The organism is Orbaceae bacterium BiB (assembly GCA_036251205.1).
In the GTDB taxonomy this organism is placed as follows: Bacteria; Pseudomonadota; Gammaproteobacteria; order Enterobacterales; family Orbaceae; genus Orbus; species Orbus mooreae.
In genome coordinates this window covers 202,317-224,394 of record CP133958.1, presented here as the reverse complement: position 1 = coordinate 224,394, position 22,078 = coordinate 202,317, and the positions used below count along the sequence as shown (strand labels likewise).

24 protein-coding genes are annotated in these 22,078 nt (G+C 34.2%); 13 read left to right on the top strand and 11 right to left on the bottom strand.

The features are described from left to right. Positions 1-15: 15 nt before the first annotated feature. Positions 16-1,287 (bottom strand): alpha/beta hydrolase, encoded by a 1,272-nt coding sequence (locus RHO11_01000; GenBank protein ID WVD61736.1) that lies wholly within the window; start codon positions 1,285-1,287, stop codon positions 16-18. A 73-nt stretch (positions 1,288-1,360) separates the two neighbouring features. Then, complete coding sequence (gene gpt / locus RHO11_00995) at positions 1,361-1,924, bottom strand: xanthine phosphoribosyltransferase (protein ID WVD61735.1); 564 nt, start codon at positions 1,922-1,924, stop codon at positions 1,361-1,363. Between the two features lie 156 nt (positions 1,925-2,080). Here gpt and RHO11_00990 point away from each other — a divergent pair, with 156 nt between their 5' ends. Next, positions 2,081-3,544 (top strand): aminoacyl-histidine dipeptidase, encoded by a 1,464-nt coding sequence (locus tag RHO11_00990; protein WVD61734.1) that lies wholly within the window; start codon positions 2,081-2,083, stop codon positions 3,542-3,544. Positions 3,545-3,716: 172 nt separating this feature from the next. Beyond that, positions 3,717-4,475 carry a tetratricopeptide repeat protein gene (locus RHO11_00985; protein ID WVD61733.1) on the top strand — a complete coding sequence of 253 codons (759 nt, stop codon included), beginning with the start codon at positions 3,717-3,719 and terminating at the stop codon, positions 4,473-4,475. A gap of 125 nt (positions 4,476-4,600) precedes the next feature. On the opposite strand, the gene RHO11_00980 is transcribed toward RHO11_00985, so the two are convergent. Further along, positions 4,601-5,671, bottom strand: a complete 1,071-nt coding sequence (locus RHO11_00980) for an MFS transporter (protein ID WVD61732.1) — start codon at positions 5,669-5,671, stop codon at positions 4,601-4,603. Between the two features lie 102 nt (positions 5,672-5,773). Between RHO11_00980 and cutC the strand changes: the two genes are divergently transcribed. After that, positions 5,774-6,517, top strand: coding sequence for a copper homeostasis protein CutC (gene cutC / locus RHO11_00975; GenBank protein ID WVD61731.1), 744 nt, complete (start codon positions 5,774-5,776; stop codon positions 6,515-6,517). Positions 6,518-6,529: 12 nt separating this feature from the next. On the opposite strand, the gene RHO11_00970 is transcribed toward cutC, so the two are convergent. Beyond that, positions 6,530-7,648: an extracellular solute-binding protein gene (locus tag RHO11_00970; protein WVD61730.1), complete on the bottom strand. Its 1,119-nt coding sequence runs from the start codon at positions 7,646-7,648 to the stop codon at positions 6,530-6,532. A gap of 265 nt (positions 7,649-7,913) precedes the next feature. On the opposite strand from RHO11_00970, the gene RHO11_00965 reads away from it, so the two are divergent. The 5 genes from RHO11_00965 to RHO11_00945 all read left to right on the top strand — a co-directional run bounded on the left by RHO11_00965 (position 7,914) and on the right by RHO11_00945 (position 10,665). Then, the gene (locus RHO11_00965; GenBank protein WVD61729.1) at positions 7,914-8,528 is read left to right on the top strand and encodes a PRD domain-containing protein; all 615 of its coding nucleotides are present in this window, start codon (positions 7,914-7,916) and stop codon (positions 8,526-8,528) included. Next, positions 8,525-8,989, top strand: coding sequence for a histidine phosphatase family protein (locus tag RHO11_00960; GenBank protein WVD61728.1), 465 nt, complete (start codon positions 8,525-8,527; stop codon positions 8,987-8,989). Before RHO11_00965 ends, RHO11_00960 begins: the two co-directional genes overlap by 4 nt. 121 nt (positions 8,990-9,110) lie before the next feature. After that, the gene (locus tag RHO11_00955) at positions 9,111-9,533 is read left to right on the top strand and encodes an OprD family outer membrane porin (GenBank protein ID WVD61727.1); all 423 of its coding nucleotides are present in this window, start codon (positions 9,111-9,113) and stop codon (positions 9,531-9,533) included. Beyond that, positions 9,515-9,832, top strand: coding sequence for a hypothetical protein (locus RHO11_00950; GenBank protein WVD61726.1), 318 nt, complete (start codon positions 9,515-9,517; stop codon positions 9,830-9,832). Before RHO11_00955 ends, RHO11_00950 begins: the two co-directional genes overlap by 19 nt. 80 nt (positions 9,833-9,912) lie before the next feature. Next, positions 9,913-10,665, top strand: coding sequence for a histidine phosphatase family protein (locus RHO11_00945; protein WVD61725.1), 753 nt, complete (start codon positions 9,913-9,915; stop codon positions 10,663-10,665). A gap of 62 nt (positions 10,666-10,727) precedes the next feature. Here RHO11_00945 and RHO11_00940 read toward each other — a convergent pair whose 3' ends face one another. After that, the gene (locus RHO11_00940; protein WVD61724.1) at positions 10,728-11,066 is read right to left on the bottom strand and encodes a hypothetical protein; all 339 of its coding nucleotides are present in this window, start codon (positions 11,064-11,066) and stop codon (positions 10,728-10,730) included. A gap of 207 nt (positions 11,067-11,273) precedes the next feature. Here RHO11_00940 and RHO11_00935 point away from each other — a divergent pair, with 207 nt between their 5' ends. From RHO11_00935 to RHO11_00925, 3 genes are all read left to right on the top strand, one after another. After that, the gene (locus tag RHO11_00935) at positions 11,274-11,705 is read left to right on the top strand and encodes an Lrp/AsnC family transcriptional regulator (GenBank protein ID WVD61723.1); all 432 of its coding nucleotides are present in this window, start codon (positions 11,274-11,276) and stop codon (positions 11,703-11,705) included. Between the two features lie 199 nt (positions 11,706-11,904). Beyond that, entirely contained in the window at positions 11,905-12,537 is a 633-nt protein-coding gene (locus RHO11_00930) for a TetR/AcrR family transcriptional regulator (GenBank protein WVD61722.1), read from the top strand. 30 nt (positions 12,538-12,567) lie between these two features. Then, positions 12,568-12,810: a hypothetical protein gene (locus RHO11_00925; protein ID WVD61721.1), complete on the top strand. Its 243-nt coding sequence runs from the start codon at positions 12,568-12,570 to the stop codon at positions 12,808-12,810. Between the two features lie 106 nt (positions 12,811-12,916). On the opposite strand, the gene RHO11_00920 is transcribed toward RHO11_00925, so the two are convergent. The 3 genes from RHO11_00920 to RHO11_00910 form a co-directional block, all read right to left on the bottom strand. Further along, entirely contained in the window at positions 12,917-13,597 is a 681-nt protein-coding gene (locus RHO11_00920; protein ID WVD61720.1) for a methionine ABC transporter permease, read from the bottom strand. Between the two features lie 12 nt (positions 13,598-13,609). Further along, positions 13,610-14,671, bottom strand: a complete 1,062-nt coding sequence (locus RHO11_00915) for a methionine ABC transporter ATP-binding protein (GenBank protein ID WVD61719.1) — start codon at positions 14,669-14,671, stop codon at positions 13,610-13,612. Positions 14,672-14,741: 70 nt separating this feature from the next. Continuing rightward, positions 14,742-15,569 (bottom strand): MetQ/NlpA family ABC transporter substrate-binding protein, encoded by an 828-nt coding sequence (locus tag RHO11_00910; protein WVD61718.1) that lies wholly within the window; start codon positions 15,567-15,569, stop codon positions 14,742-14,744. 294 nt (positions 15,570-15,863) lie between these two features. Here RHO11_00910 and RHO11_00905 point away from each other — a divergent pair, with 294 nt between their 5' ends. Next, on the top strand, positions 15,864-16,343 hold the full coding sequence (locus RHO11_00905; protein WVD61717.1) for a hypothetical protein: 480 nt from the start codon (positions 15,864-15,866) through the stop codon (positions 16,341-16,343). Between the two features lie 13 nt (positions 16,344-16,356). Here RHO11_00905 and nfo read toward each other — a convergent pair whose 3' ends face one another. Both nfo and yejK read right to left on the bottom strand, forming a co-directional pair. Further along, complete coding sequence (gene nfo / locus RHO11_00900) at positions 16,357-17,199, bottom strand: deoxyribonuclease IV (protein WVD61716.1); 843 nt, start codon at positions 17,197-17,199, stop codon at positions 16,357-16,359. Between the two features lie 197 nt (positions 17,200-17,396). Then, positions 17,397-18,395, bottom strand: a complete 999-nt coding sequence (gene yejK / locus RHO11_00895; protein WVD61715.1) for a nucleoid-associated protein YejK — start codon at positions 18,393-18,395, stop codon at positions 17,397-17,399. Positions 18,396-18,595: 200 nt separating this feature from the next. Here yejK and RHO11_00890 point away from each other — a divergent pair, with 200 nt between their 5' ends. Then, positions 18,596-19,966, top strand: coding sequence for an MATE family efflux transporter (locus RHO11_00890; protein WVD61714.1), 1,371 nt, complete (start codon positions 18,596-18,598; stop codon positions 19,964-19,966). An 18-nt stretch (positions 19,967-19,984) separates the two neighbouring features. Here the strand turns inward: RHO11_00890 and RHO11_00885 are convergent, their stop codons facing one another. Further along, positions 19,985-21,862, bottom strand: a complete 1,878-nt coding sequence (locus tag RHO11_00885; protein WVD61713.1) for a DNA topoisomerase III — start codon at positions 21,860-21,862, stop codon at positions 19,985-19,987. Positions 21,863-22,078 lie beyond the last annotated feature (216 nt).

Genomic DNA, 22,078 nt, shown 5'->3' with positions numbered 1-22,078 from the left:
TTTAATGAATAGAAATTATTTAATTAATGCCTCGATCCACTGGGAGGACTGCTTCGATGACTGCTCTAAACTCTTCATCAGTGCCAAAGATTTAATATGAATCAATGATACCTTTTTGCTAGAAGTGAGTAATTTTATATCATCTAATGAACTCATTGAATCGCCTTCATAATAGATATTAAGAATAGGCATCGCACATGGCCGAGTTAATAGTCGTTGTTCTTTTAATGAAAAGAACTGTAACTCAGCTAATAATTGTTGATCAGAAATTGAATTATGATCTAAGCTACTAGCAATAATATCACGATAAATTGCTGGTAATTGGCTCTGCATTTGGCGATCAGTAAAAAATTGATGTATCACTGGCGCTACATTAATCACACCTTTAATCTGATTCGGCATTAAATAGGCAAGTCGCATTGCGATATTAGCACCGAAACGATAGCCCAACAGAATAATCTTATCGTAATCGATAAGTGGTACAGATTTAATCTGTTCTAAAATCGCCTGATGAATAACGCTAGTATTTTGTGAAAGATTAAACTGTTTACTTGCACCGATCGATGGCGTATCTACCGTTAATAACCCAACCCCTAATGGTGCTAGATAGTTAACAAAATATTGATAGAAATCAGATTGTAAATTACTTAAACCAGAACATAAAAAAACGATAGGAAAGACGCGAGGCTCATCACCTTTTTTTAGTGGTGTATGCAATATCGCTTTGACTGTTTTATTTTCAACCAGAAAATCTAACTCTTTGATTTGATAAGGAGAGTAGTTCATGGCTTCACGATAGTAGCGACTAGCAAAAACTTGCGCTTGAGTCGATAAATCATCGTTACGAAAATAAGGATAACTGGCAAGACCTGCAAATAAACTCGCAGTTAACCAAGCTTTATGACAATTTTGTGATATCGTCTGTTCATCATCAGAACTATGGTACTGCTCCGCTTTTTGTTGCCAAACAACCGATTGAGCTAAAAACTCATAGATCCAGTTACCTAATTGATAACCGATGACAGTATCAAGCCAATTTTCATTGGTTCTTTTTTTTCTCGATACAGCGATTCTCGCTAAAACTTCTTCAATATCAAGCAAAGGAAGTCCGTGCCAATGCCAAGATAAGCGATTAATCATTCGATACCAATTTTGGCGACCTTCACCATCAAGCATTGAACGAGATGAATTACTGTTTAAACCACTACGCTGAATTAATGACGACGTTTCAGGATAATCAAATTTAGGTTTAAATAATGTTTCAGATAAGTTTTTATTTGCTGTCATACCCTTTATACTCTAAAAAAATAGATTTCTATTAGATTATAGATAGCACAATAAAAACTTGTGCTACTGATGGTTACTTTTTATCACTGAGTGGTTTGACAAAGCTAATCCCTGTATCCCAAGGTTGTTCAATCCATGTATCTTGTGGAATATCAATAATATAATCATCAACTAATGATTTTCCAGCTGGTTTAGCAAAAATAGTCACAAATTTTGCTTTAGGATACATATCACGAATTGAGTGAGCTGTTCCACCAGTATCAACGAGATCATCGACTACAATGAATCCTTCACCGTCACCTTCTGCTTTTTTCAGAATTAATTTTTCACGTTGATGATCATGGTCATAACTTGAAATACAAACTGTATCAACATAACGGATGCTTAATTCTCTAGCAAGAATTGCTGCCGGAACTAGACCGCCACGGCTTACAGCAATGATCCCTTTCCATTGTTCCGCTGGTAATAAACGTTTAGACAGTTCACGACCGTACATCTGTAGTAGATCCCAAGTTACGGTATATTTTGCTTTTTCAGCAATTTTTTCAGCTTTCAGCTGCTTTTGTGCCTTAATTTCATCTTGTGATGATTCATGTTGTCTTGAGATTGACTCTGTGGACGCTGATTTTGTTGACATAATAACCTACAATTTTAAATAGTAAGGCAGACCAAATATCAACAATTGATAAATTGCGATATCAATCAGCCCAAAATGAATGTAAAATTGCACCTAATTATAGTGTGAGTAGTAAATAAAAACTACTAATTTATTAATCGAATCTTGAGGTTTATTATGCTGTCATCTTTAACACCTAAATCAGTTTGGACTATTTTTAACCAAATTTGCCAAATTCCACACCCTTCACACCATGAAGAGATGATCACTAAATTTATTATAGACTTTGCTGCCACACACAAAATAGAGTGCCATTTAGATAAAACGGGTAATATTTTATTACGCAAGGCGGCAACTAAAGGTATGGAACACTACTCTTCTATTGCATTACAAGCGCATATGGATATGGTTCCACAGAAAAACGAAGATACTCAACATGACTTTTTAATCGATCCAATCAAACCTTATATTGATGGTGAATGGGTTAAAGCTCAAGGAACAACATTAGGTGCAGATAATGGTGTAGGTCTTGCATCTGCATTAGCGGTACTTAGTGATCCAAGCGTTGAACATGGGCCACTTGAAGTATTAGTAACTGCATCAGAAGAAACGGGTATGGTTGGTGCTTTTGGTTTGCAACCGAACTGGCTAAATAGCCGTTTTCTAATTAATACCGATTCAGAAGATGAAGGTGAAATTTTTACTGGTTGTGCTGGTGGCGTTGATTTCAAATCATCATTTCCAATCACTTATGCTGTTATTCCTGAATTTCACGATACTTGTTTACGAATCTCATTAAAGGGACTGAAAGGTGGACATTCTGGATGCGATATCCATTTAGGTCGTGGAAATGCAATCAAATTACTGATCCGTTTTTTAGCTGAATATGCACAAGATATTCCTTTTAGATTGTCTGACTTTAGAGGTGGTAGTTTACGTAATGCAATTCCACGTGAAGCATTTGCTGAGATAACCTTGAGTCAAAAAGATCTTGCGCGTTTTGAGCAAATTACTAAACAATTTGAAGAGATTTTAAAACATGAGTTAAAACATGTTGAACCAAACTTATCATTAACTTATAGCAAACTAGAAAAAGAACAAGTTAAACGCGTCATCACTATCGACCAACAGAACAAAATTCTTAATTGGTTAAATTGTGCGCCAAATGGCGTTGTAAGAATGAGCGATGAAATACCTGGTATCGTTGAAACATCACTCAATTTAGGTATTGTGGAGATTAAGGATAATCAAATTGCTATCTATTTTTTAATTCGTTCACAAGTTGATTCGGCTAAAGATGCGGTTGTTTCATCTTTAATTTCACAAAGTCAATTAATTAGCTGTGACTATGAAGTCAATGGTGGCTATTCTGGTTGGACACCAAATCTTGATTCTAAATTATTAAAATTGGCAGAACACAATTATCATGAAATTTTTGATCAAAAAGCGAAAATCATGGTCATTCATGCTGGACTTGAATGTGGACTATTTACTAAAAATTATCCTTATATGGATATGATCTCTATTGGACCAACTATTGTTTCACCACATTCACCGGATGAAAAAGTTAATATCAAAACTGTAGAAAAATATTGGTTACTGCTACTCTCTATTTTAAAATCTGCAGATAAATTAGCCTAATAATAGAGACGATCTTGCCCCATCTAAAAGGATGCCTTTGCATCCTTTTTACTTTTTAGTGAAAAATAACGAATATTAATTTAGGCTATAAAGTGATAAATTACCGATTAAAATTAATCGGTTCATGTAATGCTATTTACTGTTTTTATTTTGAAATACTAAGGATGTAAAAATGCCAGTTTTAGGTATTGGATTAAGTACGATAATTGCAATCATTTGTGCAATTCATGTTATCCGCACAGGCCAAAGTCTCTATTGGCTATTTATTTTATTTGTTTTCCCTTTTTTCGGTAGTTTAGTCTATTTTATTGCGATCATTTTACCTAATTTACGCAGTTCACATTCAGGCTACCTAATTGAATCACAACTCAGAAAAGCATTTAACCCAGCAAAAGAGTTACGTGAAGCACAACAAGTACTAGAAATATCACCTACGATTGATGCAAAAGTTCGTTTAGCAAAAGCATTAGTGGATAACGGAAGAGTGAAAGAAGCGATTCCTTATTATGAACAAGCGTTATCAAATATTTATAAGACGGCACCCGATATTCTATTGCAGTATGCACTCGCGCTCTATCAAGACAAACAATATGATAAAGCAATAGAACAGCTGGATTTATTAAGAAAAACTAATCCTAACTACAGTTCTGCCGAAGGACATCTGTTGTATGCTAACATTTTAGTTGCATTAGATAAACAGCAACAAGCACAACAAGAGTTCAACGCGTTATTAGGTTACACACCGACCTTTGAAGCTTTATCATGTTACTTAGCGGCCTTAATTCGTTGGGGTAATACTGAAGAGGCAAGAAAACAGTTACTGGAGTTTGAGACCCGCCTTAAACATATGCCGAAACATGCGAAACGATTAAATGCACAGTGGATAAAAGAGATCAAACAAATTGAAGCCCAACTAGGAAAAAGCAGCTAACTATTTAGCTGCTTTTACTTGGGTGCAGAGTAAAAATGAGATATTAATCATGGTTAATGCAATATAATAAATCACTTCATGACCATAGTTCGAAGAAACGACACCTTGAATCATCCCACCAATAATTACACTACATGTGACGCCATTATTAAATAGTGTCGAGGCAACTCCCACACGAGTAGGTAATAAATCCTGAAAATAGATAATACCAATATTAGCCACAATACCAATAAATAGTGCATTAAAAATTTGTAATAGTAGTAATGCAATTTCACTGGTAAAAAAATGAGACCAATATAAAACAGCGCACCAAATGCTACTGCTATCAACATTAAATTACGCTTGCCAAGATAAGGAACTAAATAGCCAGCCATTAACATCACCGGAATCTCAATACCCGCAGCAATACCCATTAATAAGCCAGGAAAAGAGTCAGATAAATGTAGAACGCTATCAACATATAATGGCATATCAATCAGATACATAATATTGGCAGTCCACATAAAAATTGTGGCTAAAAATAGAAAAATGACACTCCTATTTTTAATAATCGAATCATTACTATTTTCAATAATCTCAGCAGATATTTCGGGGGTGATTGGATTACGTTTAACAAACGGTAAAAATAGTACAATAACCATCATAGCGACAATGTACATTCCAGTAGCACTTAAATACATCACGCTAAAACCGTAGTTCACTGCAAGTGCAAATGATAATGGTGGTCCAATTACCCAAGCTAATGATAATTGAGCGCGAATCAATGAATTAAATGTCACAACATTTCGTCCAGTCTTCATTGCATACTCTCTAGCTAAGGCAAAGATCTGCGGCATAGCAGCAGAAGCAAGTGAGGCAAAAAAGATACTCGCCATGACGAGTATAAAATAGTGACGAACAAATGCAAAAGTCACACTATTAAGCATGCCCATACAGCAACAAAATATAACAATATTACGGCGTTGGCCTTTTTTATCTGAATATTTCGCTAACCAAAAACTGCCAATGATACTCGCAATTGCATTGATTGAATAAAAGATGCCAACAAAAAGCGGACTGGCTTGAACTTCATAAGATAAGAATCGGCTTAATGTCGGCGCTTGTAAAGCACCGGCTATCCCGACAATAAAAGTGCCAATCAAAAAAGCGGCAAAAATGACAGATCTTTTCTGTCTAAACGCCTGATCATAAAACATAGTTAGCCAAATTTATGAGAAGAATGTTGTATTATAATCCTGTATCCGTGAACAATAAACGCTATAATAGCTTTTCTGTTAAATTGATTGGTTGAACTCATAATGAAACTTGAAATTTGTTGCTATAGTATTGAAGATATTAAAATCGCGTTCGCGGCTGGGGCGGATAGAATTGAATTTTGTGCAGGCCGCAGTGACGGTGGTTTAACACCTAGTTATGGCGATTTAGTTCAATTATCTGAGCTTAAACTTCCGATTCCAATTCACCCAATTATAAGACCAAGAGGTGGAGATTTTTATTATAATCAAACTGAAATTAATACAATGCTTAAAGATATTGAATTAATTAAAGAACTTGGTTTTTCTGGTGTTGTTTTCGGGGCATTAGATGTCTTGGGAAATATTGATACCCAAAATATAACTCGTTTGATAAAAGCTTCTGCTGGCCTATCAATGACCTTTCATCGAGCTTTTGATGTTTGTAATAATCCACTTATGGTACAAAAACAGCTTGAAGATTTAGGATTTAATCGCCTATTAACTTCAGGTCAAAAAGCAACCGCTATCGACGGTATTGGGCTTATTGAACAGTTAAATAAACAGAGCCAATCAATGATTATTATGCCTGGCTGCGGAGTTAAGTCGAATAATATTCAACAACTTCTTGATGTCGGTGTAACTGAATGTCATTCATCAGCGAGCAAAACGATTGACTCACCTATGCAATATATCAATCAAGATGTCAGTATGAGCCATTCACAAAATAGTGAATTTTTGCGTTACGTAGTTGATGCCAATGAAGTTAAAAAAATGCAAACAATTATTGCACACCATACGGCATCATAACTTAATCATATACTATTTTCCTGATAGCATTCGACTCCATAATCTGACCATCGAACGGTCAAGTTTTGGAGATTGTTCCATAATAGGAAATAATCGAGCGATCACCTCATCGGGTGGAAAAATATTCGGATTATTAATAATCTCTTTATCAATGTAAGGTAATGAATCTTTATTTGCACTGGGGTAAAACGTATAATTACTAATATTCGCCATTACTTTAGGATCTAATAAGTAATTCAAAAAAGTATAGGCTGATTCAATATTTTTTGCATCTTTAGGAATTGCCCAAACATCAAACGTAATAATCGCTCCTTCTTTTGGCACAATATAACCAATCTCAACACCATTGCCTGCATCATTTGCAACATCTGCAGATTGCATGATATCGCCCGACCAACCGATCGCTACACAAATATCACCACCAGAAAGATCATTAATATATTTTGAATTATGAAAGTAAGTTACATAAGGACGTAACTTTTCTAAAAACTGCGTTGCTAATTCATAATCTTGAGGATTTTTACTATTAGGATCTTTACCTAAATAATTTAATACAGTTGGAAACATCTCACTTGGTGCATCAAGAAATGCTACGCCACATTTACTCAATTTTTTTAAATTTTCAACATTGAAAATCAATTGCCAACTATCCAGTGGCACATCTACCCCTAAAATTTCTTTGACTTTATTAACATTGTAGCCAATCCCAGTTGATTGCCATAAATAAGGAATTGAATAAAGATTATCTGGAGCATGAATGGCCATCATTTGCATAAATTTATCATCCAAATGATGATAATTAGGCAGTTTTTGTTTATCTAGTGGTAAATAAATACCGACTTGAATTTGTCTAGTTAAAAAACTATCGGTTGGAGCAACTAAGTCAAATCCGGTATTTCCCGACATTAATTTACCATCTAACATTTCGTTAGAATCATACACATCATAAGTCACTTTGATATTGCTCTGTTTTTCAAAATTTGAAATTGTATCTGGAGCAATAAAATCAGACCAATTATAGATATGTAATTTCCCTTGTTCAGCAACAGCAATACCAGAAAAACTCCACAGCAAAGAGAATAAGATAGAGTAAATAATTTGTTTAAAAACTTGGCAGTATTTAATATACATAGCGACATAAATCCCCGTATCAAAACAACCTATTAACTATTAGCATAACGATGAATGAACAATTTAACCATCTTTTTTGCTGCTATTTTATACTGAAAATACAAGAAATTATATGGTTAATAGGTATTATCCACCTGCAATATTGGATATTATTAATAAAAAAATCGGAGCTAAATCACATAATTTTATATTTATACTTTGCATATTAATAGATATAACCATAATATTAGCAGCTAAATTTATTCTCTATTTTCTTAAAAAAATCATGAAAGTTCATAAAATATTAAACAACAATGTTATTGTAACGCTTAATAACTCAGGTAAAGAACTCATCGTCATGGGAAGAGGCGTCGGTTTTAAGAAAAAAGAAGGAGATACAATTGATGAATCTTTAATTGAAAAACAGTTTTCACTTAGCAACCAAGAGACATTTCCTAAATTTGCTGAATTATTATCTGAAATACCAATTGAGATCATCACTGTCAGTGAAATTATCATTAACTATGCCAAAACAATTGTCGGTGAAAAATTACAAGACAGTATCTATATTTCGCTTACCGATCATATTCATTTTGCAATCGAAAGACATAAACAGGGATTTGATATTCCTAACGGTTTTTTGTGGGAAATTAAAAAGTTCTATCCGAAAGAGTTTAAAATTGGTGAATATGCATTAAATGTCATAAAACAACGGCTTAATATTGAATTACCTGAAGATGAAGCAGGATTCATTACCTTTCATATCATCAATGCACAGTTAAATGATACTATGCCCAATATTATGACCATGACTAAGATCATGCGTGAAATATTGAATATTGTAAAATATCACTTTAAATTTGAGTACGATGAAGAAAGTTTAACCTATCAATCGAAATGAAAGGACTGCGGGAAGTCTTTTATGGCGGTTATGAAGGCGGACCTAATGCTAAAATAGTTTCAGATAGTATGAAATTACTAGGTTACAAATCTACAAAGGCTTACTTTGATGACTATAAAGCAGGAAAACTACCAATAAAAGCTATCATTGATCCGATTGCTAAAGTTGATTCCAAAGGATTAGCTGAAAATTATGATCAAGTGAAAGCAAGAACTCAGGCAGCACTTGATACTATCGTTAAAAATGCACTTAAAAATGGCGATAGAAATATACTTGCCGTGTCATCAGGCATGTCAATGCAAGTCATGATTTCTGATTTAACCGATAATATAGATAAAAATAAACCATTAAGTAACGCTACAGTAATTAAAATTACCTATAAAAATGGCCAATACCATGTTGATGAAATTGGTAGTATGGAATATGTCAATAAAGGTAAACAAGCTTTAATAAATAAGTAATTTATACTTTAAATTAAAATCATAAATAGGATTGTTACTGCAATCGCAGGCAAAACCTAAATAACGCAATAAACAACTTATTGCGTTATTTAGGTTTTTTTATTTTTATGGAATAGAAAATATGAAAAAACAAAAAATAACGCTGTTGGGATTAATTATTATAAGTTTATCGGCCTATGCAACCGAAAATACACACTATGAACTGTTAGATACTTTAGCAGCTGGGCCATTTTTTAAAGATACTAAAATTGATTTATCTGCTCGAAATTATTGGAAATATTTAAAAGAAAACGAATCAAATCCAAAAGAAGTCCATAATGCTTGGGGACAGGCATTTGGTATTAATTATAAATCTGGTTATTTTCTTGATTTCATCGGCTTTGATGCGACCTTTACGGGAGTCATAAAACTAGGTGCTAGTGATTACTTCTCACCCGAGGGATACTCTATAATGATGGTTCTGGTTTTAACAAAGATAACGCTAAAGGATTTGAGAAAATTGGACAACGTTATGTCAAAATTAAATTGGGTAACGATAGCTTAAAATTCAATGGTAAATATGGTTGGCAAATTTTAAAAAATTATGGTGTATTAACCGCATCAAACAGTTTAACACAAAATAGTTATTTAGGTTATAGCGGTACATTTGTTTATGAAAATCTAACATTAGATACCGCTTATGTGACAAGTTCACTTAATCGTGACTCACCAAATAAGACTAAGTTTCAAACTAAAGATAAACAAGATATTGATTATATATTTACAAGCGGCTTAACTTATAAAGATAAAGATCTTTTTATAACTTATAACTATGGTGAAGCAGAAGATTATCTGGTGAAGTAATTATCGAATATCGCTTTAATTTACTTTAATAACAACAATGAATTTAATAATTTTGAGCACAACAATATTAGGAAGATATTATGAAAACATTATATAAATCAATCAGTGTAGCTTTTGTGTTTATTTTCACAATGTCGAATGCTTTTGCAGCCGATGTCTACTTATACGTCACTCGCCATGGCAAAACTATGTTTAATACAACCCATCGTGTACAAGGTTGGTCAGATACCCCATTAACCAAGCCTGGTATTGAAGTTGCTCAACAACTAGGTAAAGGATTAAAAGGCACCGATTTTATTGCTGTTTACTCTAGTGATCTGGGTCGAGCAAGACAGACAGCCCGCGTCATTTTAGAGTCTAAAGGAGATAATGTTGATATTATCGAAATGGAAGGATTGCGTGAAACCTGTTTTGGGCTGTTTGAAGGTGATTTAGATCCTAATATGTGGGGACCAGCTGCGAAACATTTAGGTTATGTCTCAGATCGAGAACTAATGAATGACTTTGCTGCAGGCAAAATTACTATCGATAAAATGATGGATGCGCTTAAGGCGGTTGAACAATCTGGTGATGCTGAAAGTTATCAGCAGGTAAAAAATCGTATGCAAGAGTCATTAACCACGATTGCTAAAGCAGCTCAAGAACAAGGTGGTGGTAATGTCTTAATCGTCTCTCATGGTATGGCCATTTTAGCGATGATTAATGAAATGACCGATACACCAATTAAAACACAACTTGGAAATGCGAGTGTTACCAAGATTCGCTATACTGATGAAGGTAAATTTATCGTTGAAAGTATTGGCGATATGAGCTATATCGAAAAAGGGAAATAGCTATTTTATTGATAGGCTCACAAATTGATGTGAGTCTATCAAGCAATTTAAAATCAGTTATTTCATCGCCAAGAGACAATCTTATAGCGTGTATTTGTTGATACTACCTGCTCATTTATAATAACGGTACCTTGTAAACCAAGTTGTTTAATAATCGAATCACAATACCTTTTTGCTAAAGGGGAACCAGCAATAACCAATTGATAATTTAGCTTATTAGCACAACTCATTATTTCATCTAATGATAAATAGTATTTTCGATAGTTTTTTTTATCACCATAATCTAATAAATAATCCGGTTGTTCTCCCAAAAATACATCGCACTGTACGCCTAATTTTTGCAAACGCTGTCGAATAGTCTTACCATTCATATCGGGATTTACAATTAATGCATTCATCATCCGCTCCCCAAAGAAAATAAAATAGATTATTAGCTTACTAAATTAGTTAAAATAAAAAGTGGATAATAACGAGTTAAAATTAGGTATTTAATCGTCAATTTGTGAAATAGTGGTGTCATTTTATTACTTAAACAATTTGTCTCTTTTATCTATAATCAATTCCTTTATAATTTTGCCAAAATAACATAAATAATAAAGTCCATCACCATGAAGAAACTCGATAATATCAATACTAAAATATTACAGTTGCTTACTGAAGACTCCCGACGTAGCTATCAAGAAATTGCAGATACCGTTAATTTATCGCGCAGTGCTGTCAATAAAAGAATTAATCAGATGATTGATGACGGCACAATTAAACGGTTTACTATTGAACATACTTTAGAAAAAGCTTATTCAATATTATTAATTAAATCAGATGGTTGTAATTGTGATATCATTTTTGATAAATTATGTTCGATTAAAGAGGATTTTATTTTTGAAAGTTTATATGGTTCAGTAGATAGTATTGCTCGTATTGCTACAATTGAACACTGCCGATTATATGAAATAAAAAATATGTTAATGCAAATGGCAGAAGTAGAAGAAGTTAAAACGCTACCCGTTATGGCCACACACGTTAAGCGTAGTAAAAAATAGTTTAAACACATCAATATTAAAAATGTAGCTATACTGTTAGCAAAATTATCACCTATTTCAAATTGAGCCCATTATAATTTAACTTCTCGTGAACTCTCTATTTCAGCTTGCCATTGATCATATTTATCAATATCAATACATTGACCGACGGTCGGTCTATAGAATATAATTTAACCATCTAACAAAATGGTGTAAAAAAATGCGAATAGTGAAAAATCCTGATGTACGTCGTGCTGAAATCTTATCAGTTGCCAATCAGCTATTTCAAACAAAGGGCTATGCTAAAACTGCCGTTGATGAAATTGTACGCCAAGCAGGGATTGCTAAGGGAACCTTTTATCATTACTTCAAATCGAAAGAGGAGATCCTTGAAGCGCTCACAGAACAATTAGTTAATGATATGGTGATGGAAGCGCGGCAAATTACTAATGATAAAAAATTAAACGCAATCGAAAAGTTAGCCGTTATTATTAACAAACAAAATAGCTTAAAAAATGAAAAACATGATGTCGTGAATAGTATGCATTTACCTGAAAATAGAGCATTACATGACCGTATTAATATTAAAATAGTACAACTCTTTGGACCGATATTAGCTGATGTCATAACACAAGGCAATCAAGAGAAAAGATTTCACGTTGATGATCCACTCAGTACTGTACAATTTATTTTAGCTGGTTCACTTTTTTTATTTGGTGAAGGGGTTTTTAACTGGACGAATGAAGAACAACAAGCCCGTTATCATGCGATGTTCACACTTATTGAACGCACCTTGGCAGCTAAAGATGGTTCAATGATTAATGCATTAAAATCTAGTATAAAAAAACATTAGCACCATAACAGTAGAATGATGAGAGGCAATATGAAAAAATTAATTATTGAAAAATTTCTCCAAAATAGACTTGATGAAACATTTGTTGTTCCTGTCGCATTTATCACTATTTTAAATACGATTTTACCCAATTCTGCATTTACATCACTTAAACAAAATGGCTTTGATTTTCAAAAAATTATCGCCGCGAGTAAACAAAATGAACCCTATCTAAGTGAAATGATAGTTGAAGAAAAAGGCATTGCTAAAAAAGTTATGATTAAATTAGGTTAAAAGTCATTTATCTTCTATTTAGTCACCTTTTATAACGAAAGATGAGACGCGTAAATACGCGCCTCACTATTAAGCTAACTAATTAGGATGATATATTCAATTATGATTAGTGACTGACTTTCTTAATTAAAAAATTACAAAACCACTGAGTGATAAATACAATGACTAAAATAATTAATGTACTCATTACCGCCACATCATTTTTAAAGCCATTATAACCAATATTAATTGCTAAACTACCAAGTCCACCTGCACCAACAGCACCGGCCATCGCCGTTAAGCCAATTAAACTAATAATACTAACAGCTGATGCTCTAATAATTGCCGGTAATCCCTCTTTCAAATAGACATGAATTAAAATTTCAAACGGTGATGAGCCCATTGATTTCGCGGCTTCAACAATTCCTTCATCGACCTCCAATAATGCATTTTGAATCTGTCTAGCAAAAAATGGGGCAAATCCAAGTGTTAATGGCACTAATGCAGCATTCAGTCCGACTGTTGTTCCAACAATAAATCGTGTTATAGGATAAATCAGTGCTAATAAAATAATAAATGGAATTGAACGAAATAAATTAATTAATTTATCTAAAACTCGGTAACAAGTTTTATTCTCTAGAACCCCTTCTGACTTCGTCGCGACTAAAATAACCGCTAAGAGAACGCCGGCTAATCCGCCAATCAACCCCGACAAAAAAGTCATATAAATTGTTTCAAGCGTGCTTTGCACAAATTTATCAGGCATCATCACAACATTAGGAAAATAATCGGCAAATAAAGAATACATTTTATGGCTCCGCTAAATTGAATAATAATTTTCGTTTTGCAGTGAATTGAGTCGACTCAAAGAAATATTTTGTTTATTTAGAAAATACTCCACTTCAGCCATTGCTTGATCTTGTCCCTTAAACATGACAATTAAACTGCCGACTGGCTGATTATCAATAATTTCCAAATTACTATATAAAATCGTAGTTTCAATCTGATACTGTTGGTAGAGCTGACTAATAAAAGGGGCAAACATATTATTCCCGGTAAAATGCAGTTCAAATAAATTCTGATTTTTTAATTGGCCCGCTAATAATGGATGATTAAAAATAGCCTCATAAGCTTGTTCTATATTTGATGCTGTACGAATAAAATCTTGCGTTAATAACTGCTGTGGATGACTAAACATACTAACAATATCATTTTGCTCAATCACTTTACCGCGTTCCATAACCGCCACACGCTGACAAATCTCTTTCACGACTTGCATTTCATGAGTAATCAACACTATTGTTAAATTTAAGCGTTGATTTAGCTCTTTTAATAACTTCAAAATAGATTGTGTGGTTTTTGGATCTAATGCGCTGGTTGCTTCATCACACAGCAATACATTGGGATCATTAGCCAGTGCTCTGGCAATGGCTACTCGTTGTTTTTGTCCACCTGATAACTGTGATGGGTAAAAATCACGTTTTTCCGATAAGCCAACTAACTCAAGTAGCTGATTAATTTTTTGCTCTTTTTCATTAGCTGATAGCCGAGAATCACGTAATGGATATAAAATATTGCCATAAACAGTGCGTGAATTCATTAAATTGAAATGTTGAAAAATCATACCAATTTTTTTTCTTGCTTGGCGTAACTGTGCTGCGTTTAATGATAACAATTGTTGTCCATCAACAATAACTTGACCATCACTTGGTTTTTGCAAAAGATTAATAACGCGAACAAGTGTGGACTTGCCGGCACCACTATAACCAACGATACCAAATATTTCGCCTTTATTTATCGATAAGGAGACATCATTAACCGCATGCAATTCGGTATTATTTTTATCATAAAAAATGACATTTATATTTTGTAATTTAATCATATTATTGAATTATCTTTTGCGATATTAATCATAGGCATTTATGGTATTAATCATAAATGCCATCAATTAGTTATTGTAAAGACTCTGGAACAAACCAATAATGATTTTGGTTATGTTGCTGTAAGTACTGTTTAAACTCGTCAGAGTGATAAGCAGCAACAATTGCCTTAGCCCATGGAGTATATTTATTAGTCGCTTTAACCGTAGCAACAAGAATTAAGTGCTCAAGTAAATCTTCTTGTAACAAATTACCATTAATATCAACACCAGCGGCGTAAGCGACACTTCCTGGAATAACGGCATAAGCCAAATCAGCAAGTGAGCGAGGTATAGTTGCTGAATCCATCTCAATAATATCAATACCATATTTATTATTAGCAATATCGTTAGCTGTTGCTTTGGTAATTTCAGTACCCGGTTTTAACGTAATCCAGCCTGCCTTTTGTAATAAAGCATAAGCTCTTGCTGCATTTGATGGATCTTGTGGAATAGCAACTTTATCACCTTGTGCAACGGCTGATAATGATGTTTTTTGACCAGCATATAATCCGGCTGGAACTGTTGGAATTTGCGTAATACTAATTAAATCACCATTAGTATTAGTGTTAAAATCTTGATAATAGGCGGTGTGCTGATCAACATTAACATCAATATCACCATCATTTAAAGCGATATCAGCTAAACGTAAGTTAGAAAAATCGACTGCTTTAATACTATAACCTTCTTTTTCTAAAATTGGCTTAATAGCGGTTAAAAAAAGCTCACTATAGGGACCAGGAGAAGTACCAACAGTAATTATCGTTTTTTGTTGGGGATCTGTCGTATTATCTGTTTTGTCACAACCGACTAAGCCCGTTATAAATATCAATGATGCGAATAACGTTAATAGTTTTTTCATTATTTACTCCTAATTCATAGTTTAATCACCCTGTTATTATGGTTAATCTAGCAATAAACAATCACCTAACGAAATATGAATTAAGCATAATTATATAGCATTTAGTTATATACTAAATGATGAGAAAGTAATTATAGACTCATAGCACATCAGTAAATTATCGATATTCACTGCACAAATTTAGATAAAAACAGGAAATAAATACGATATGGAAAAAGTAATAACGACTTATTGCTTTAGGAAATAAAATGCTAGTATAAGAAGAAATATTTCAAGTTTAAATTAGTGAATAGTATGAAAATTGAACCTTCAATGTTAATCAAAGAGACTCAGTATTGGACAGTTAATCACCGAGTTAATTCGGCACTGCCTGGTTATATAATGTTAAGTTCAACATCTAAAGAAACACAATTGTATGGTTTACCTCATGAGGCTTTAATCGAAATGGCAACGCTAATGTCCAATATTGAACGGGCATTAACGGAGATATTGATGCCAAAATATTTGTATATCGGACGTTATGGACATACTCAAAACTTAGCTGTACATTTTCATTTTATCCCGATCAACCAATGGGTACTCGATCTATTTTGGCAAGATCAACGTTATCGGCAGCTGCAATCTTTTGGTATCCAAGCCCCCGAAACAACAACAGATGGTGCGGAATTGACATTTTTTATCTGGCGAGAGTTTTGTGAAAGATTAGATCCCCCGCCTTATCAAGGTCTAAGTCGGGAGACTATTATTGATCAACTAAAAATAAAACTGGCTTAATATCTTATTAAGTTTATTTCGCCAGTGATTTTAACCAGGCAATTTCATCAACCCAAATATCAGGATCAATCGTTTCTAAAATAAGCGGAATCTCATCAATACGTGGATCTTGCATAATATACTCAAACGCAACTTTACCAATATTCCCTTTTCCTAAACTGTGATGTCGGTCAACATGGCTTGCCAGCTCACTTTTAGCATCATTTAAATGCATACCGCGTAAATATTGAAAACCAACAATTTTCTCAAATTCAGCGAAGGTCTCTTCACACGCTTTTTGGGTTCGTAAATCATAACCTGCAGCAAAAGCATGACAAGTATCAATACAAACACCCACTCGGCTTTTATCTTCAACTTTATCAATAATTTGAGCCAAATGCTCAAATTTATAGCCTAAATTTGAACCTTGTCCGGCGGTATTCTCGATGACGGCAACCACATTATTACTATTATCTAAAGCAATATTTATCGATTCAGAAATTCGAGCTAAACACTCATCAACAGAAATTTGACGTAAATCACTGCCAGGATGAAAATTAAGTAACGTTAAACCTAGCTGCTCACAGCGGTGGATTTCATCTAAAAAAGCTGTACGTGATTTATCCAGTTGTTCTTGTTCTGGATGACCCAAATTGATCAGATAACTGTCGTGGGGTAAAATTTGTTTACTACTATAACCATACTTTTCACAGTTATATTTAAATTTATCAATAACCGCTGTTTCTAATGGTTTTGCCAGCCATTGTCGTTGATTTTTAGTAAACAGAGCAAAAGCCGTTGCCTGAATTTGATGTGCATTAATTGGAGCATTATCAACTCCTCCAGATGCACTAACATGAGCGCCAACATACTTCATACTTTTATCTCCATTATATTTCAATTCTGATAACACTATTGATTATGATAATAAATATCACTGTGGTAATAAAGCTATCGCAACAATCAACTTATGAAAAGACTTAAGCATTAGCAAAAATTCGTTATTTTTTTGATGGGAAGTATAATTTTAGTATAAAAAAGATAAAAAATGCGAGTTACCTCGCAAAATTTATTTTAACTATTATTACGCTGTAGCTGATCTCGTAAATTAGGAGGAATTCCTTTAATCACTAAGGTGTCGCTTTGAGCATCCCACTTAATACGCTCACCTAGTAAATCTGAGTCAAAATTAATTGTTAATCCACCACCACTACCCGAGAATTTTTTCAACTGACGTAGTGTTGAACGATCAACAGGAAACTCTTCATCGAGATCATAGTCTTGGCTTGCAAGGAATGAACTAAAGTCATTATCATCAGAAGTAGGTAACTCTTTTGCTAAATTGGATAATCTAATCTCTTCTCCGGCTTCAAGTTGACCTTTACAGTAACCATAAACTTGTTCACGTACTGCTTTTTTCTCTTGTTTATCAAGCTGAATTTCTTGACAATAATCATCAACAGCTTTCACTAAACTTTTATTTTGATTTTTAGCATTCAAGCCTTCACTCGCACCTAAATAATCCATAAAAAAGTCAGATACTTTACGACCAACACGACCTTTAAGAAAAGTTAAATAGCGTTTTGAATTAGGATCAGTTTGCCATTCAGTAATATCCATTCTGGCAATAATATCAGCATGATCAATATCCAGATACTGGGTTTGATTAATTTCAAGCTTTTCGTTTACTAGCATACTATGACAAGTATTTAAAACAGCAATCAGTAAATACTCCACCGCCAAATAACGATATTGGCAAAATACGACTGTTCCACCCTCTGCGAATGGATATTTAGCCAGTTCATTACGTAACTGTTTAACAGATTCTTGTGAGAAGTTTAAAAAATCTTGATTGCCTAACTTCATCTCTTTAACCGAAGCTTCAAACAGGCTACCTTCATTAAACAATCCATATGCTTTCGCTTTATTATTATAAATGCGATTAACATCAGCAATTAAATCTGTCACCACTTGGTGATTTTCGAGTAAAGAATCTCGTAATACCACATCAATTTCGTTCTCATTTTTGCGGATGAGTTGATGCAATACAATTTGCTCTATCTGTAAGCTCATTAATCATATTACCTTTTTTCATTTAATTGTACCATTTTACCAGAATTACGAAAAAAATACCTATCAACAATTTTATTGTCTGTTAAAATAAGCGCACTTTAGATATGGTCTTATCTCGCTAATAATTGTCTTAAACAAGATTTTTACAATTTTCTACTATAAAAAACGAATAAAATTCAAAATAATAATTAGATACCCTTATGAAAAACTACAATGACTTTACTGAACAAAAAATCAGTAAATTATTTTGGCAGTATGCATTACCGGCAATAATTGGTACCACCGTAAATACACTTTATAATATTATCGATGGCATTTTTATTGGTCACTGGATCGGTAAAGAAGCCTTAAGTGCTGCCGGCCTAATTCTTCCTGTGATGACCATTGCCGCCGCAATAGGTTTATTAGTGGGTGTAGGTTCAGCAAGCCGCATCTCTATCTTTTTAGGACAAAAAGCGCAAGATAAAGCTGAACGTATTATTGGCTCATCATTTGTATTAACCCTGCTCTTGAGTGGTATTACTCTTGGTCTGCTACTGATTTTTATTGATCCCCTACTCTATATTGTGGGCGCAAGTGAAGTCACCCATGTCTATGCAAAACAGTTTTTACAAATATTTTTACCTGGTAGCTTATTTTTAACGTTGTCATTTAACTATGCCAATATGATGCGGGCCTGTGGCTATCCACTTAAAGCTATGCTAATTATTCTATCAACAGTAATTGCCAATATTATTTTAGCCCCTATTTTTATTAGAGTTTTCGATTGGGGTATGCGAGGTGCTGCGCTGGCGACTACATTAGCAATGATGCTCAGTTTTATACTAGTAATGATTCATTTTACAAGTAAAAAAAGCCTAGTTCGTTTACGTTTAAAAAATTTACGTCTCGATAAAGAGTCAATTTTAAGTATTTTATCCATCGGTATGTCGCCTTTTGCGATGCAAGTTGCCACATCAGTTGTCGTTGTATTTATTAATTGGCAGCTTAATTCTTATGCACCACTTAGTCATATCAGTGGCGATGATGCAATCGCCGCTTACTCAAATGCCAATCGATTAATTACCTTAATCGTGATGATTGTTATCGGTATTAACCAAGGTATGCAACCGATTGTCGGCTATAATTACGGTGCTAAAAACTATGACCGAGTCAAAGAGACATTTTTTTATGCGGTTAAGACAGCAACGATTATCACTGGAGTCGGTTTTCTATTGGGGATGTGTATACCGGATGTATTAGTCAGTGCCTTTACCCCTGATAAAGAGATGATTGAGTTATCTTCAACAGCACTACGTTCAATTACCGCCCTATTTATACTACTTGGCTTCCAAATGGTAACAACTAGTTTCTTCCAATGCATCGGTATGGCGAAAGTTTCGATTATTTTAAGTCTATCAAGACAAGTGTTAATTTTGTTACCAATGCTCTATATATTACCGCTATTTTTAGGATTAAACGGAGTCTGGTTGGCGCCACCAATTTCAGATTTATTGGCAAGTATCTTGGCTTATTTTACCCTTTATTGGTACTTTAAATCGGTTAAAAAGCGTCATGGACATACCGCCTAACCAATAAATTGATGCTGATTAGCTAAAACGAGCTGAGTTAACTCGGTCAATTAATTGATAGATAGAGTTGGTCAGCTCAGCCATAAATTGATGGTAACTAAATGATTTTTGGCTAATTGCATCTAATTGTGATTCCCAATGAGCTGTCATATCCGGTACACTCATTACCGTAGGTAACATATTAATCAGCTGACGTCCGATGTCTGTTGAACGGATCGTTTTACCCTGACGGGTTAAAAACTCACGCTTAAACAGTAACTCGATAATTCCGGCACGCGTTGCTTCTGTCCCTAATCCATCGGTTTCCCGAAGAATTTTTTTAATTTCAGGATCATTAACAAAACGAGCAATCCCTGTCATCGCTGATAATAGTGTTGCATCGCTAAAAGGTTTAGGTGGTGAGGTTTCTTTACTGACCAGTTCAGCATCAATACATTGCGCCTGTTCACCTTTTTTAACCAATTTAGTTAATAACGGTTCAGACTCTTCTTGCGTTGTCGCATTACTGTTTTTAAATAGCTGTTTCCAGCCTTCACTTAACATTTGATTCGCTTTCGCAATAAATTTACCACCTGCAATATCTACGTCAATTTGTAATTCAGCATAACGGTAATTAGGGTAAAATTGCGCTAAATATTGAGTCGCCACCGTCGTATAAACGGCAAACTCATGATGACTGAGCCGTTTACTATCGGCTTTTCTTAATGTTGGAATAATTGCGTGATGAGCTTCAACTTTTTTGTCATTCCACGCTTTAGTTCTAATGGTTAAATCAGCATGTGCAATGGCCTCACTTAATCCATCACAATTATTGCTAATTGCTGCAACAACCCCTTCGATTTGATTAAGATGTTCTTCAGGTAAAAAGCGACAATCTGAACGAGGGTAAGTAATTAATTTATGTTTCTCATACAGTGACTGACAGATATCCAGCACCTCTTGGGCACTTAAACCGCTCTTTTTCGCCATTTCAATCTGTAAAGTAGAAAGATTAAATGGTAACGGTGGCGCTAGCTCCTTTTTCTTATTACTAACATTTTCAATTAAAGCGGGGTGATTTTTAATGCGTTCGCAGACATTTTCAGCCAGTGCTTTTAGTAATAAACGTCCCTCTTCATCTTGATAAGGAGCGCAAGCTTCACTCGGCTGCCATTTCGCTTTAAATGTCTCTTGATGCTGAGTCTGTATTATGGCAAAAACTTCATAAAAAGGTTTACTAACAAAATGTTCAATCTCTAAATCCCGGCGAACAACTAAACCGAGTACTGGTGTTTGTACTCGCCCAATGGATAATACCCCTTTATAGCCTCTACGTTGACCTTTAATCGTACATAGTCGACTCATATTAATGCCATACAACCAGTCTGCTCGGGCTCTAGCTAAGGCTGAGGTTGATAATGGAATAAAATCACGGTTACTTTTTAAATTATTTAATGATTTTTCAACCGCTGCGGCATTGAGATCACTGATTAAGCAACGCTGAACATTATTACGGATTTCGGGCACTAGCTGACAATAGTTGATCACTTCATCAATCAGCAGTTGTCCTTCACGATCGGGGTCTCCAACATGAACAATTTCTGATGCCTGTTTAATTAGTTTAACCAAGATATTAAACTGTTTTTGCGTACTGCTTTTAGGCAGTAATAACCACTGTTCTGGTACAATTGGTAAATCACTGATTTGCCATTTTTTATAGCGCTCATCATAGCTATCTGGCGGAGCTTGTTCTAGTAAATGACCAATACACCAACTGACAATATCACCATTACCAGCACGAATAAAACCGTCTCCTTTTTGGTGAGGCTTTGGTAATACATCGACTACAGCCCTAGCTAAGCTTGGTTTTTCGGCGATAAATAATTTGTAACTTGAGGATGATAATTCTTGATGCATAAGCATTAATAACCAATAGCAACTAAGAGAATAAATCGATGCTTAGTGTTAAATATTTTCATTATAGTTTTCCATTACTTGGCATATCGTAATAAATTTTGCATCATTACAACGCTTTGCTGCTCTTATTATATCATTGATAATTTAAGTTCATGATCATCTGTTTTAAGTAAATACTAAAATTGATTTAGCGACTAATGAAATTTTTTTATATCG